The sequence below is a fragment of the Streptomyces narbonensis genome (assembly GCF_014649015.1).
Taxonomy (GTDB): Bacteria; Actinomycetota; Actinomycetes; order Streptomycetales; family Streptomycetaceae; genus Streptomyces; species Streptomyces narbonensis.
The window spans coordinates 59,924-74,161 of sequence record NZ_BMSF01000002.1 but is presented as its reverse complement, the minus strand read 5'-3'; the positions used below and the strand labels follow the sequence as shown (position 1 = coordinate 74,161).

The window sequence follows — 14,238 nt, the reverse complement described above, 5'->3', positions numbered from 1 at the left end:
CGGCGAGTCCCCCTCCCGGGCGTGAAGCCATGCCCGTACGCACCTCAGGCGGGGCCCGCCATGGTGGCCACCAGGACCGCCTTGATCGTGTGCATGCGATTCTCGGCCTCGTCGAAGACGACGGAGTGCGCCGACTCGAAGACCTCGTCGGAGACCTCCAGCTCGGTCAGACCGTGCCGGGCGTGGAGGTCGCGGCCGATGGCCGTGCCCAGGTCGTGGAAGGCCGGCAGGCAGTGCAGGAACCTGACGTCCGGGTTCCCGGTGGCCCGCAGCACGTCCATGGTCACGGAGTACGGGGCGAGGGCGGCGATCCGCGCGTCCCAGACCTCCTTGGGCTCACCCATCGACACCCAGACGTCGGTGGCCACGAAGTCGGCGCCACGGACCCCGTCCGCCACGGAGTCGGTGAGCGTGATCGTGGCGCCGCTCGTCTCGGCGAGCTTGCGGGCAGCGGCGACGACCCCCTCGGCCGGCCAGTACGCCTCCGGGGCGACGATCCGCACGTCCATGCCGAGCAGGGCCCCGGTGACGAGGTAGGAATTGCCCATGTTGAAGCGGGCGTCGCCGAGGTAGGCGAAGGCGATCCCGTCGAGGGGCTTGTCGGTGTACTCGGTCATGGTGAGCACGTCGGCGAGCATCTGCGTGGGGTGCCAGTCGTCCGTGAGGCCGTTGAAGACGGGCACGCCGGCGAACTCGGCGAGCGCCTCGACCGTGGCCTGACTGTCGCCCCGGTACTCGATGCCGTCGAACATCCGGCCGAGGACACGGGCGGTGTCCTTGACCGACTCCTTGTGTCCCATCTGGGAACCCGCGGGGTCCAGGTAGGTGGTGGAGGCGCCCTGGTCCGCGGCGGCGACCTCGAAGGCGCAGCGGGTGCGGGTCGAGGTCTTCTCGAAGATGAGGGCGATGTTCCTGCCGCGCAGCCGCTGGACCTCGACGCCGGCCTTCTTGGCGGCCTTGAGCTCGGCGGCGAGCGCGATCAGGCCGCGGAACTCCTCGGCGGTGAAGTCCAGCTCCTTGAGGAAGTGGCGGCCGATGAGGTCAGTGGTGGCCATGGGACGCGCTCCTGGGGTACGGGTCGACGGGACGGTGGCAGCAGGGGTGACGGCGCGACGACCGAGGGGCGACGACCGGTCGACCCTGGAAGTCTATACGTACATCAGCATTTATATACAGCCCCGGCGTCTCCTCGCCTGCGGTCAGCTCGCGTCGCGCTCCACCGGGCAGCTCATGCAGCGCGGGCCGCCCCTCCCCCGGCCCAGCTCGCTCCCGGGAATCTCGATCACCTCGATGCCCTGCTTGCGCAGGTGGGTGTTGGTGGTGACGTTCCGCTCGTACGCCACGACCACGCCCGGCTCCACGGCGAGGACGTTGCACCCGTCGTCCCACTGCTCCCGCTCCGCCGCGTGCACGTCCTGCGTCGCCGTCAGGACCCGGACGTCCTGGAGTCCCAGGGCCGCGGCGATGGCGCTGTGCATCTGCTCCGGCGGATGGTCGGTCACCCGCAGGGACTGCCCCGCGTCGCCGGGTTCGATCGTGTACGAGCGGAGCATGCCGAGCCCCGCGTACTGCGTGAAGGTGTCCTGGTCGACCATCGTCATCACCGTGTCCAGGTGCATGAACGCACGCCGCTTCGGCATGTCGAGCGCGACGATCGTGCGCGCCGAACCGGCCGCGAACAGGCCCCGGGCCAGCATCTCCACCGCCTGCGGGGTGGTGCGCTCGCTCATCCCGATGAGCACGGCGCCGTTGCCGATGACCAGGACGTCGCCGCCCTCGATCGTCGACGGGTAGTCGCGCTGTCCCTCCGACCAGTGGTGGAAGGGGCCCGCCTCCGGGCCGGCGAAGAGCGGGTGGTGCCCGTAGATCGCCTCGAAGTGCACCGTCTCGCGCTGCCGGGCGGGCCAGCGCATCGCGTTGATCGAGACGCCGTCGTAGATCCAGGCCGAGGTGTCCCGGGTGAAGAGGTGGTTCGGCAGCGGACCGAGGACGAAGTCGTCCAGGTCGAGGGCGTGGAACCGCACCGACGTCGGCTCGCGGTGCGACGCCAGGAACTCCCGCTTGGTCATGCCGCCGACGAGCGCCTCGCCGAGCGCCCCCGCGTCCAGCGAGTCGAACGCGGCCCGCAGGTGGTCGGCGGCCAGCGGCCCGTACTCCTTCTCGTCGAAGACCCGGTCCAGGACCAGCGCGCGGGCGGCCGGTACCTCCAGGGACTCCCGCAGCAGGTCGCCGAAGAGATGCACCTCGACCCCGCGGTCACGCAGCACGTCGGCGAAGCCGTCGTGCTCCTGGCGGGCCCTGCGCACCCAGAGCACGTCGTCGAAGAGGAGGGCGTCCTTGTTCGACGGCGTGAGCCGCTTCAGCTCCAGGTCGGGGCGGTGGAGGATGACGCGGCGCAGCCGCCCGGTCTCGGAATCGACATGGAATCCCATGGGCCCATCCTGACGGAGCCTGGCGGCCCGGGCCCGTCTTTCGGGCCTTCGGGCCTGGGGTTGCGAAGACGCCTCCGGCCGCGGGGGCCGGTGGCGTCACTTCATGACGGTGGCGACGAGGATCGCGGTGAGGAGGAGGGCGAGCACGACGGCGGTACGGCTGAGGAAACGCCGGGTGTAGCCGTTGACCGACTCGTCGTCCTGCGGCGGTTGGGGTTGCGGCTGCGGTTGGTACGGAACACCGCGGGGTGCGGTCTGGTGTGTCGGCCTCCCGGCCGGCGGGGCCTGATGGGGCGAGGGCGGGGTCTGGTCGGGCGGTGGAGCGTGGTCGGGCGGTGGAGCGTGGTCGGGTGCTGGGGTGTGGTCGGGCGGTGGGGTGTGGTGGGAAGGTCGGCCGTGGCGGGGCGGCGGGGTGCGCCTGACGCCGTAGGCGTCCTTGAGGAGCGTGAGCCAGACCGCGTCGGGCAGGCCCGGGCGGTCGCCGTCGACGATCTGCCAGAAGGCCTCCCGGGCCGACGGCACGGGGCTCGTCCGGAGCCGGACGAGCAGGGCCGCGACCGTGCCGACCGGGGCGTCACCGCCGCCGAGGAGGGGCCGGACGGCCCAGCGGTGCAGCTCGGCGGCGTTGGACGCGCGCTGTTCCTCGGGCGGCTCGGAGCGGTCTTGCTCGGCGCCGGGCAGCGCGGTCGCCCAGAGCTCGCGCCCGAGGACCACCTCGCACAGTTCGCGGCGTGCCGGATGCTCCCAGGTGGGCAGGCGCTTGGCGATCTCCCGGAGGAGCAGGGTGACGACCACGTACACCTGGGGGCGTCGCAGGGCGTCGAGCAGCTCGCGGCTGCCCGCCCGTTCGACGAAGCCGCGGGCCTCCGCCACGTCGTACGCGGTCGGCAGCCGGTGCACGAGCCCGGTGTCGGCCTCCCGTTCCCGCTCCCGCGCCCACGGCATCCTGGCCCACACCCGTCGGCCGCCGTCGGCCGGACCGGTCCACTGGGCGCCGACGAACGGGAGGACGGGACGGGGGTACGGGTCGTCCGCCCGGTCGGGGGCGGGGTGGGAGCGGACGGGGGCGGAGACGGGTTCGGGGGCGGGGACAGGCGTGGGACCCGGGCGGGGCGCGGGATCGGTGTCACGGTCCGGGGCGGGTTCGGGTCCGGGTCCGGGTTCGCGTGCGGGATCGGGAGCGGGGCCGGTCTGGCGTGGTGGCGTGCCCTTGGCCCAGGGGTCGGCCCCGCCGGGGGCCTCCCCGTGCGGCGTGTCCGTGTACGCCTCCGTCGGGTGCCGGGACGACTCCTGGGGAGGACGGCCGGTGCGGGGCGAGGCCTGGTCGCCGTCCCAAAGGTCCGGGGAGGACGGGGGGCGCCCCGCGTCGGGCGAGTACAGGGGGCGGGACCGGTCGGTGGAGGCAGGGGTACGGCTGCCGGAGTCGCGGGGCGGGACCGGGGAGCGGCGCGGGTCCTGCGCGGCTGGTGGGTACTCCGGGCCCGGCTCGGCCGGGTATCGCGACCCGGGCGCGGCCGGCCGGCCCGCTTCCGGTTCGGCCGGGTACGCCTGCTCCGGTACGGAGCGAGGTCGCGGCCCCGTCGCCGCCCCGGGCCGGGGGCCCGGCTCCTCCCCCTGCCCGCGCCGCGGCTCCGGCGCCGCCCCCGAGGTCGGCTCCCTCCCGGCCTCGTACCGCGGATCCGCCGCCGCCGACCGCGGGTCCGGCTCCGCCCGCCGGGCTTCCGGCCCCGATGCGCGCCGCGGCTCCCGCTCCACCTCGAACCACGGGTCCGGCTCCGGCTCGTACCGCGGCTCCGGTCCGGGCCCGGGCCTCGCCTCGGGTCCGGATGCGCGCCGCGGTTCCGGCGCCCCCTCCGACCACGGGTCCGGCTCGGCCTCGAACCACGGGTCCGGCTCGGCCGCCTCGTACCGCGGCTCCGGCCCGGACCCGTACCTCGGATCCGGCTCGCGCTCCGGCCCGCGCCGAGGCCCGGACCCGCTGCGGGGCTCCTGTTCGGACCCGGGCCGAGGCTCGGACCCGCGCCGAGGCTCCGGATCGGACCCGCGACGAGGCTCGTACCCGCGGCGAGGCTCCGGATCGGGCCCGCGGCGAGACTCCTGCCCGGCCCCGCGCCGTGGATCCTCCGCGTTTCCGTACCCCGGCGCCTGCTCGGCCTCGTACCGCCGCTCCGGCTCGGCCCCGTACCCCGTCCTCCCCCCGGGCGACAAGCGCCGTTCCCCGGGGCGTGGGGTGCCGCGGCGGGCCTGGGTGTCGAGGATGTCCAGGGCCCGGGTCACCGTGTCGAGGAGGGAGCGGCGGGCGGGCGCCGCCTCGTGGAGGGCGCTGCTGACGGCGTACTCGCGGCCGTCGCCGTCCTCGACGCCCCGCAGGTGGTGCCGGACGAGCCGGGCCGCGGTCTCCTCCGCGCGGTCGCCGAACCGCTCGCGCGGGTCGACGCGGCGGCGACCGGTGTTGGGGCTCGCCGCACCCGACCAGCGGCCGACGAACACGAAGCGCAGATCGGGGAGTTCGGCCGTGTCGTGGGTGGCGAAGGTCCACCGGCGGTCGATGAGCGCGCCGAACATGCTGTGCAGCCCCCAGAGCACGAGGTAGGCGGTGTCGCCCCGCTCGTCCAGGACCGTGAAGCGGTCCTCGGGCCTGCGCAGCAACTCCGCGACCGCTCCGATGAGTTCCTCGGCGGCGTACGACAGGGCCTCGTCGAGCTTCCACTGCCCCTCGCCCGTCGACGGCAGCAGGGACTCCTCGCGCACCGCCGGCAGCCGGCCGCGCACCACGGCGAGGTGCGCGGCGTCGACGCCCGGCCAGTTCCAGGCGTGGAGGCCGAGGCAGTCGGCAGGATCGAGGAGGGCGGGCGAGCCGACGAGCGCGTGGCAGAGCACGGACGACGCTCCGTCGGCGTCGGTGAACGGGATGCGCCGGATCAGCATCACGCCCCGGCGCCGGTGGAGCCGGATCAGGGCCGGCCGGGTCTCGTCGCCGCTCGCGCGCAGCATGGGACCGGAGATCCGGAAGAGGCCCTCCGCCTGCTCCCGGGACCCGGACCAGGCCACCGGGCCGAAGCCGGTGCTTCCCGCGGCGTTCTCGCTGTCCCAGCGGAAGACGATCTGGTCGACCTCGTTCTCCGACCGTGTCATCGGACGATTCCCTCCGTAGGCTCCGCCCCGGGCAGCAGCCCGCACATGGCGAACAGGGACAGCAGGGGCGCCAGGACCCGGCGCGGCCGGACCCCGTGCGGAAAGCGGTCACCGCGGGCCTGCCCGCCGGTCGCGGCGACGAAGTGCAGGGAGCAGTTCACGCAGTCGTCGAAGGGCTTGAGCCAGGCGGCGCTGGCGTGGTGGGCGAGGAAGGCGTACGCGTCCCGGCTCTCCTCGTGCGCCTCGGCGGGGTCGTAGCGGCCGGGCAGGGCCCGGCCGAGCCACCGGTCGACGGACGGCTCGAAGCGCACGAGGTCGCTCTTGTTGACGGCGAGCGCCGCGGGCGCCGCGACGAGACCGCCGCGCTGCCTCGGGATGCGGTCGAGGACCGTGGCGAAGGCCTCGTCGCCGAGGTCGCGACGGCGCAGCCCGCTCTGGTCCCGTATGACGTCGAGAGGGCCGAGTCGGAGCGCGCGCAGCGGGTCCAGGACGAAGATGAAGGCGTCGACCCCCATGAGGAAGCGGGCCACTTCGCCGTCCTGCGCGAGGTCCTCGCCCGCGAGGTCGAAGAAGACGACGGGCCGGGGCGTCCCGCCGCCCGCGGAGACGAGCAGGCCGTCGGCGAAGCGGGCGAAGGTCTGCTGTCCCGTGCGGCCCAACTGCCGCCCCTGCTGGAGGTTCTGGACGCGTTCGCGCAGATAGGTGCGGTGCGCCTCGGGGTTGAGCGGACGGCTCCGCAGTCCGTACGGGGCGAGGCCGCCGAGTTCGATCTCGCCGAGCATCGCGGCGAGGAGGTGGGTCTTGCCGACGGACGAGCTGCCGACGAGGGCGACGGAGAGCGGCTCGCCGTTGGTGAGGTAGGGCACGGGGAGTTCGTGCTCCTCGTCGCCCTCCACGGTGTGCGGGCACAGGTGGTAGGCCTTGCGGAGGGCGTCCGCGATGTGGGCGGGGCGCCGTTCGCCGCTCAGGTCGAGCGGGATCCGGTTGCCCTTGGCGTCGATGGTGACGAGCAGGCGTTGGTCGTACTCGACGGGCAGCAGGCAGTGCGGGCACATCCGGCTCCGCGAGAGCGGGGCCGGGGTCGGTTCGAGCGGCGATGCAGCCGCGACCGGGCGGCCGGGGCCCTCCCCGCCGCCGAAGATCCGGTCGATCAGGGTGGTGCGCGACGAGGTCGGATCCGGACCGGGATCCCCCATGTCGTCGGCGTCGGCGTACGACTCCGCTCCCGGCGCGACGCCCCCTTCGAACACGCCCCGCTTCCTGGCCAGTTGGCGGTCGTACTCGGCGCGGCCCCGGGCGAAGCGGTCGGTGGCTCCGGCGGCGGTGGCGAGCGGATCGGGGACGTTCAGGAGCCGCATGAGCTCGACGGGGCGCGGCCGGTCGGCCGCCCTCGGGGAGAAGAGTCCGCTCTGGGCCAGCGCGGCGAGCCGGCGGTAGTCGGCGAGGTCCCCCGGCGGGCCCTCGCCTCGCGCGGGACGCCCGGAGAGGAGGTAGTAGCCGAGCTGGGCGACGGACCACAGGTCGTCGCGCGGGTCGGCGGCTCCCAGTCCCTCGCGCTGCTCGGGCGAAGCCCACGGCGGGCCGCCGAGCGGCTCGCGCGGCTCGCCCGCGCGCAGCGCGGCGAAGGGTTCGCTGAGCCGCACGTGAGCGCCGTCCCACCGTACGGTGTCGGGGGTGACGGCCCGGTGCACGAGCTCGGCCCGCTCCAGGAGCCGCACGGCGAAGGCGAGTTGGCCGATGATCCGCTCCTGCGCCTCCGGGCCGAGGCGGCCCGCCCACTCGGTGAGCGGCCGTCCGCCGGGCATCCGGTACAGCACGAAGGGTTCCGGCGCGGTGAGATCGAAGCCGACGACCCTGGCGAAGACGGCGCCGAACTTCTCCTCCCCGTAACGCCGTTCGAGGGAGACGGCGGCCGCGACCTCGCGTTCGAGGAGGTCGTACGCGTGGGGGTCGGCCTGCACGGAGGCCGACAGCCGGAACTGCAGGACCGGCCATCCCGCGCCCAGTGTGGCCCGGCGCGCGAGGACTCCGGGCCGGCCGGGCGGCCTGCGGTCGTCGCCGAACCGGACGGTGAAGCGGACCGGCTCCTCCCGGTGGCTGAGGAACGCCAGCTCCTCGTAATACGGGTGCGGAGGGCTCATGGGCTCGCTCAGGTGGTCGGGGTGGTGGGGATCGACGGGGTGGATCTGCGGGCCGTGCGCGGCGTCCGAGCCGGTCTCGTCCGGGTCGCGCGGGCCGTTCGGGCCGTCCAGGTAGTCCGGGCGGTTCAGGTGAGTCGCGTCGTTCGGATGGCTCGGGCGGTTCAGGTGGCTCGGATGGTTCAGGTGGCTCGAGTCGTTCGGGTGGTTCGGTTGGTTCGGGTGGTTCGGGTCTGTCACGGTTCTCCCGCCTCCTCGGCGCGGACGGTGTGCACGACGTCCGCGCGCAGCGGTACGAGACGGAGGATGCCGGCGTGCCGTCCCGCACCGGTCCACACGACGCCTTCGGCGGTGCCCCGCCAGATGTCGTCCCCCGCCGTGCCGCGCCGCATCGCCTCGGGCACGAAGCGGACCTGCCGGGCCGCGAGCGGGTCGTGGGAGAGCAGCCGCAGGTGCGCGGGGCCGCAGAGCGCGACCGTGCTGCCGGGGTCGTCCTCGGTCAGCAGCAGCCGGGCCACCGCATCCGGGGCGACACCGGTGAGGCGGGCGGCGTCGGGCCGTTCGGAGCGGTCGGTGAGCGCGGCGAGCGAGGTGAGCGCGCCGAGGTCGCGGAGGCCTTCGTACGGGGGCGGGGGCGAGGCCGCCGCATCGCGCTCCAGGCGGATCCGGGTCTCGTCCAGGAGCTCCGTCAGCCGCCGTGTCTGCACCGTGTGATCCGTACCGCCGGGGTCGCGTTCGATGCCCGCCCAGCACCCGTCGAGGAGGAGGACCGCGCCGGCGACCAGATCGCCGACGAGCGTGTCGACGAGCGCGGAGCCCCCGTCCCCGTACCGCCGCTCCAGCCACGCCGGAGCGGGCTCGGACTGCCGGGACGACGGCGGGTACGAGGACGACGGCGGGTACGCGGACGATCCGTACGAGGACGACGGCGGGTGCGCGGACGATCCGTACGAGGAGGGTGGGGGCGACGGCGGCGCGTACGAGGACGCGGCCGGGGCCCGTACCGGCGGCTCCTCTGCCATGTCCGACCAGCCGTCCTCCTCCCCTGCGTCGCTCCAGTCGTCCCAACTCCAGCTGGTCGTCCCGGTGTCGGCGCCGCCGGCCGCGTTCGGGCCCCGTCCCGGACCCGACGGGGGTTCCAGGGGTTCGTCCTCCCAGGAAGCCCAGTCCGACACCGGATCCGACGGACGGTCCGACGCCCGGTCCGACGGACGGTCCGGCCCTCCCCCCGGCCCACGGTCCGCAGCCCACCGCCCGCCGTACGCTTCGGCGGTCTCCGCGAGGTCGCGCAGCAGCCGGGCCGCGGCACCCGCGCCGGCCGAGCAGTGGTGCCGTACGTCGGCGAAGAGCCAGTCGTGCACGGCGGTCGTCACGACCAGGGCGTGGATCTCCCGCAGGATCCGGCCCGCCTCCTCCGGGTCCGCCCGCGCCCACCAGTCGTCCACGGCCCGGGTCCAGTCGCGCAGCGCGAGCACCACCACGGCCACGGCGGACACGGCCAGGGCCACGGCCCCGACCCAGACCGGCGGTCCCAGGAACTGCCCGAGTCCCGCCCCGGTGAGGCCGCCGAGGACCCCGCCGACGAGCCGGGGCGCCGCGCCCGTCGCACCGCCGCCGTCGATCCGCCCGTCCGGCGAACGGTTCGGCCTGCGCCGCAGCATCAGCCAGGCGAGTACGGCGGCGAGGGCGCCGACGGCGGGTCCGAGGAACCAGCCGAGCACCGGCCACACCCCGGCGAGCAGCGCGAGGAGGCCCGTCAGGGCGAAGGCCGCCGGGCGCGGGCCGCCTGCCGTGAAGGGATGGCGGCGCCCGAGCCGCCGCAGCCGCTCAGGACCGCAGATCGCGTCGAGCCGCGCCAGCCGGGAGGCGCTGCCTGCCGGGGCGGTGCGCGCGGAGAGTGCTGAGAGCCGGGCCGCCACGGAGCGCAGCGGCAGGCCCCGGCCGATCAGCTCGTACGTGTGGTCCCGCAGCGCCGGGACGATCCCGGCCCGGGTGATCTCCCTCGGCAGCTCGGGGAGTTCGACCCCTCGGTCACGGAGCAGCCCGCGGTGCTCCGCCGTGAGCCGGGTGCCGCCCGCCGCGCCGAACGCGTCCGCGACGGCGGTACGGAGCCGGGCGAGCTCCTCCGTGAGCCGCTCGATGTCCCCCGGCAGGTCGACCTCACGCCCCGCCCCGGTGAGGAGACCCGCCGCGCCCCGCACCCGGTCGTGGCCTTCGACGGCGTCGTCGAGGGCCTCCTGGCAGGCGGCGAGCCGGGCCCCCTCGCGACCGGTCGCGGGGAGCCAGTCGTGACCGGACAGGGAGCGCGGCACGCCCTCGCCGAGGAGCAGTGCGAGCGCGCCCGGCACGCCTTCCGGAGAGACGGACCCGGCCGGTACCTCAGGGCCCGTCAGCCCTTCGACGGCCTGCCGCCAGGCCCGTGCGCGGGCCTCGTCGGTGAGGTCGTGCTCCAGGACCCGCACCGCGGGTACGGCCACGCCGTGCACGACGTCCCCGAGCGAGCCGAGGACGGCGTCGAAGACCTCCGGGGTGGCCAGCACCTCGACGAGCGGGCGCAGGGCGGCGTCGGTCCCGTCGCCGCCGCCGGCCTCGTCGTCGCCCCCGATGTCGAGGAGCCACAGCACTCCGGCGGCGGGCGGACGCAGGGTCAGGGTGCGGCGCAGCGTCCTGTCGCCGCGCGCTCCGACGGCCAGGCACACGATCTGGGCGGGGCCGTAGGAGGAGAGGCGCTCGTAGAGGAGCTGGTGGCCGACGAGCCCGTCGGCCTCGTCGACGACGAGGAACCGCCGTTCGCCGCCGGGCTGGGGGGCGTCAAGTGCCGCGCGGACGGCGGCGCCGGGGTCGTCCGGGCCGCCCGCCCGCAGGTCGAGGCAGACGGCGTGGCCCGGCAGGGGCCGTTCGGGGAGGACCCGGTGGTTCACTGCTCCTCCTCTTCCGGGTCCCAGGGGTACCCGTCGTGTTCGAACTCGGGCTCGGGCTCCGTCTCCCAATCCCCGTCGTAGAAGGACCGGCCGGGGTCCTCGGACCTCGGCGCCTCACCGGCCCGCCCGGTCCCGGAGGCCTGTCCGTACCACCCCGCTCCCGGCGGCGGCGCCTGCCCGGCCCCGCGCCCCTGGCCGTGCCCCTGGCCCTGGCCGTGCCCCTGGCCCTGGCCGTGACTTTGTCCGTGCCCGTGACTCTGGCCCTGACCCTGACTCTGCCCGTGCCCGTGCCCGTGACTCTGCGCCTGGTCTTGTCTCTGTCCCTGACCATGGCCCTGGCCCTGGCCGTGCCCATGGCCCTGCTCGTGGCCGTGCCCATGGCCCTGGCCCGGAATCGGACCCTGCCCCTGGCCCGCAGCTCCCACACCCCCGTCCGTGCCCGGCCCCCGGCCCCTCCCCCGCCCCGCGCCCGCCGGCCCGTGCCGGTCGAAGAGGGCGCGGAGGGTGGAGCGGGCCGCGCGGGTTCCCGGCGGGAAGCGCATGTCGAGGGCCCCCGGGTAGGTGACCTCCCAGAACTGCCGGAGCGGAGCGAGCCATTCGACGTCCGTGTCGCCGTACTCGCGGTACTCGGCCTCCAGCCGGTCGAGCAGGACGAGCTGGCGCGGCGCGACCTCCTCCACGAAGTGGGTGAAGAGCCGCGACGGCGGCTGCGGCACCTGAGAGAGGCCCTTGGGCAGGGTGCGCATGAGGCGTTCGCAGAACACCTCGATGATCTGGCCCTCGTCGAGCAGCGCCCAGCGCTCGTACGCGCGCAGCATCCCCGCCCAGCTGGAGAGCGAGCCGTCGAAGCCCTCGAGGCGCAGCGACATGGTCGCGGACTCGCCCTCCCGGAGCCGGATCCGGACGAGGTCGGGCGACTCGGCCGGCCCTTCGGTGGCGATGTCGCCGTTCCACATCGCGCAGAGCAGCCGGTGCATGATCCGCTGGCGGTCCTGCTCGGTGGCGACGAGCCAGTCGTCCTGGTAGCCGAGCCGCTGCCGCCAGTGCAGGAAGTCGTCCTCGCCGGCCGAGTCGCGGGCGTCGGACCAGAGGCTGAGGACGCTGCGGACCTCGGAGATGTCGGTGAGGTTCATGCCGCTGCGGAAGAGGACGACGGTGAGGGAGTGGGTGTCGACGGCCCGGTATTCCTGGTCGGCCTTGGCGGGCAGGTTGAGCGCCTGCCGGAGGAAGCCGGCGGCCCGCCCGTCGGACTCGCTGGCCGGGTGCACGATGAGGATCTTCATCGGGCCGCTGCCGTCCGGGACGAAGCCGACGGGCAGTAGTCCGGCGAGCCGGGCGCGGAACTGGTCGAGCCAGCGCGGGTCGACCTTCGACTCGGCGCCCTCGTCGCCCGCCGCCGCCCTCAGCAGCAGCTCCATGGAGGGCAGGAGGGGGCGGGTGAACTTGGCCTCGTTGGCCTCGCCGAAGAGCTTCTTGACCCGGCGTTCGAGGACCTGCTTGATCTCCTTGACCGGTGCTCCCGGCGAGCGGCGGACCGCGTCGAGGGCGTTGCGCCAGTCGTCGGGCCGGACCAGCTTGTCGAGGAGGGCCGCGGCGTCGGTGGCCTCGGGGAGGCCCTCGCTCTGGGCGAGCCGGTCGACGACGTCGTCGTAGAAGGCGCGCAGGGTGTTCTGCGGGGGCAGGAGGTAGGCGATGCCGGCGCGGTCGTCGCGGTAGAGGTCGCGGCGGCGGTCGGCGAAGTTCCGTGCCTCGTCCTGCTCGTGGGCGCGGAGCGCCTTGGTGAGTTCGCCGAGCTCGTTGACGGTCCGGGTCAGGGCGAGCCGCCACTGGGTCTCGCCCGCCTGCCAGCCGCGGTGCCAGAGGCTCCGGGCGCGCCACTGGTACCAGGCCTGCTGTGCGGCGAGGGTGTCCTGGACGTCGGGGTCGTTCCACCGGGCCGGTACGACGCCGCCGAAGCTGCCCTTGATCGGGGGAATCGGCGGGGCGGCGGCCTGGACGTGGGAGGGCCGTTCGGGTTCGTTGCGCCGGTTGTCGAGCATGCCGGTGAAGCCCACCCTGGCGACCCTCTCGGGGTGGGCGGGCAGACCGTGCAGGACGGCTTCGAGCTGGAACGGACCGATGAGGCCGAGGAGTTCCCGGGCCCCGTAGCCCGGCCTGAAGTCCTCGGTGAGACGCGGGATCTCACGGGCGAGGTTGGCGTCGAGGCGGCGGAGGGCGTCCTCCATGTCCCCGAGCCGGTGCTGCAGTTCCTGGGCGATGTCCTTGCGGCCCCTGGGGAGGTCCTCGGGTCCGGGGACGTCCGGTGCCTCGCGGTTCCAGAGCCGGCCGATGCCGGAGCGGACGAAGAGGTCGCGGACGGCCTCCGAGCCGTCCCGGGCGGGCCGCCGGGCCCGTTCGTCCATCCCACGTACGGCCTGGGCGAGGAGCCGGGCGGCGACGATCTCGGCGAGGTCGTCGACGGGGACGGTGAGGGAGGCGGCGAGGCTGGTCGACATGCCCCGGTAGCCGATGCCGGAGCGGGCGGGCGTCGAGCGCTCGACGGCCTTGTTCACGAACCGTTCCGCGAAGGACTGGTAGTCGTCGTCGGCGTGGGCCACCCCGCCGTTGGACTCGCTGAGTTCGGTGCCGATCAGCGACATCACCATGGCGGTGATGGAGCGGCGCAGGTCCTCGGCTCCGATGACGGACGGCTTGGAGAAGAGGAAGGCGGTCTGCATGGTCGCGGGGCGCAGGGCGACGACCCCGTCCCTGGGGTACGTGACGCTGAGCCGGCCGCGCTGCTCGACGTCGCCGACGGAGTCGGTGGAATCGGGCATGTTCTGGTCGTCGACGAGTCGTGAGAGGTCCACAAGGGCACGGGCGGCGTTGAGTTCGGCCTCGCGTCCGCCGCCGGCCTCCGGCGGGAACGCCGAGGGCATGACGACGAGCGGGTAGATCTTCACCCCGGGCACCTTGGCGTTGCGGAACTCGTGCCCGATGAGGTGGATGAAGTCGTAGAAGATGCCGGCGCCGGTGCCGCCGGCGACGGAGAAGGCGACGAAGACGTCGCAGCCCCGGATCTTGCCGCCGCCGACCCGGTGAAGGTCGCCGGCCGCCTGGCCGATGGCGCCGATCGCCTCGCGGAGCTGCCGCAGGACGGGTTCCAGGCCGGAGCGCAGGGTGGCGAAGAGCGCGGAGCGCCCGACGGTGGGCAGCTGTCCCGCGCCGCTGTTGAGGGGGGCGACGCGCGGCTGCCGGAGCCGGGGCGGCAGCCAGAGCCGGGTCTCCTCGGGGACGGAGACGCGGAGCATCTCCGTGACCTCGGGCGAGGAGTCGAAGTCCGTGGGCAGCAGGTCCCGGATCATCCGGGACGTACGGGCGAAGGCGGCGCCCTCGGCGCCCTTGGCCTTGAACTGCGGCTGCTTCGTGAGCTCGGCCTCGCTGAAGTCGGCGTAGACGAACTGGAGGCAGTCCGGCAGCTGGAAGGGCATCCGGCGGCCGCCGTCGACGAGGTCGGTGCCGTCGGGGCCGCAGAGCTCCCGGCGGAGGCTGCGCTCCAGTTCGGTACCGATGCGTCCGCCGGTGCCGCCGAGCCCGACGAAGAGCATGGGCTGGTAGATCTTCATGTCGTCT

At 74.6% G+C, this 14,238-nt stretch carries 6 protein-coding genes; all 6 read right to left on the bottom strand.

The features are described from left to right. Positions 1–44 precede the first annotated feature (44 nt). Complete coding sequence (argF, locus tag IE124_RS03935; RefSeq protein ID WP_189504876.1) at positions 45–1,055, bottom strand: ornithine carbamoyltransferase; 1,011 nt, start codon at positions 1,053–1,055, stop codon at positions 45–47. Between the two features lie 144 nt (positions 1,056–1,199). Beyond that, complete coding sequence (locus tag IE124_RS03930; protein ID WP_189504874.1) at positions 1,200–2,432, bottom strand: arginine deiminase; 1,233 nt, start codon at positions 2,430–2,432, stop codon at positions 1,200–1,202. Between the two features lie 96 nt (positions 2,433–2,528). Continuing rightward, positions 2,529–5,567 carry a hypothetical protein gene (locus IE124_RS03925; protein WP_189504872.1) on the bottom strand — a complete coding sequence of 1,013 codons (3,039 nt, stop codon included), beginning with the start codon at positions 5,565–5,567 and terminating at the stop codon, positions 2,529–2,531. Then, on the bottom strand, positions 5,564–7,945 hold the full coding sequence (locus tag IE124_RS03920; RefSeq protein WP_229832122.1) for a hypothetical protein: 2,382 nt from the start codon (positions 7,943–7,945) through the stop codon (positions 5,564–5,566). Before IE124_RS03920 ends, IE124_RS03925 begins: the two co-directional genes overlap by 4 nt. Further along, positions 7,942–10,626, bottom strand: coding sequence for a hypothetical protein (locus tag IE124_RS03915; RefSeq protein ID WP_189504870.1), 2,685 nt, complete (start codon positions 10,624–10,626; stop codon positions 7,942–7,944). The genes IE124_RS03920 and IE124_RS03915 overlap by 4 nt, the downstream gene beginning before the upstream one ends. Then, positions 10,623–14,231 carry a tubulin-like doman-containing protein gene (locus IE124_RS03910; RefSeq protein WP_229832120.1) on the bottom strand — a complete coding sequence of 1,203 codons (3,609 nt, stop codon included), beginning with the start codon at positions 14,229–14,231 and terminating at the stop codon, positions 10,623–10,625. The genes IE124_RS03915 and IE124_RS03910 overlap by 4 nt, the downstream gene beginning before the upstream one ends. Between the last annotated feature and the right edge of the window lie 7 nt (positions 14,232–14,238).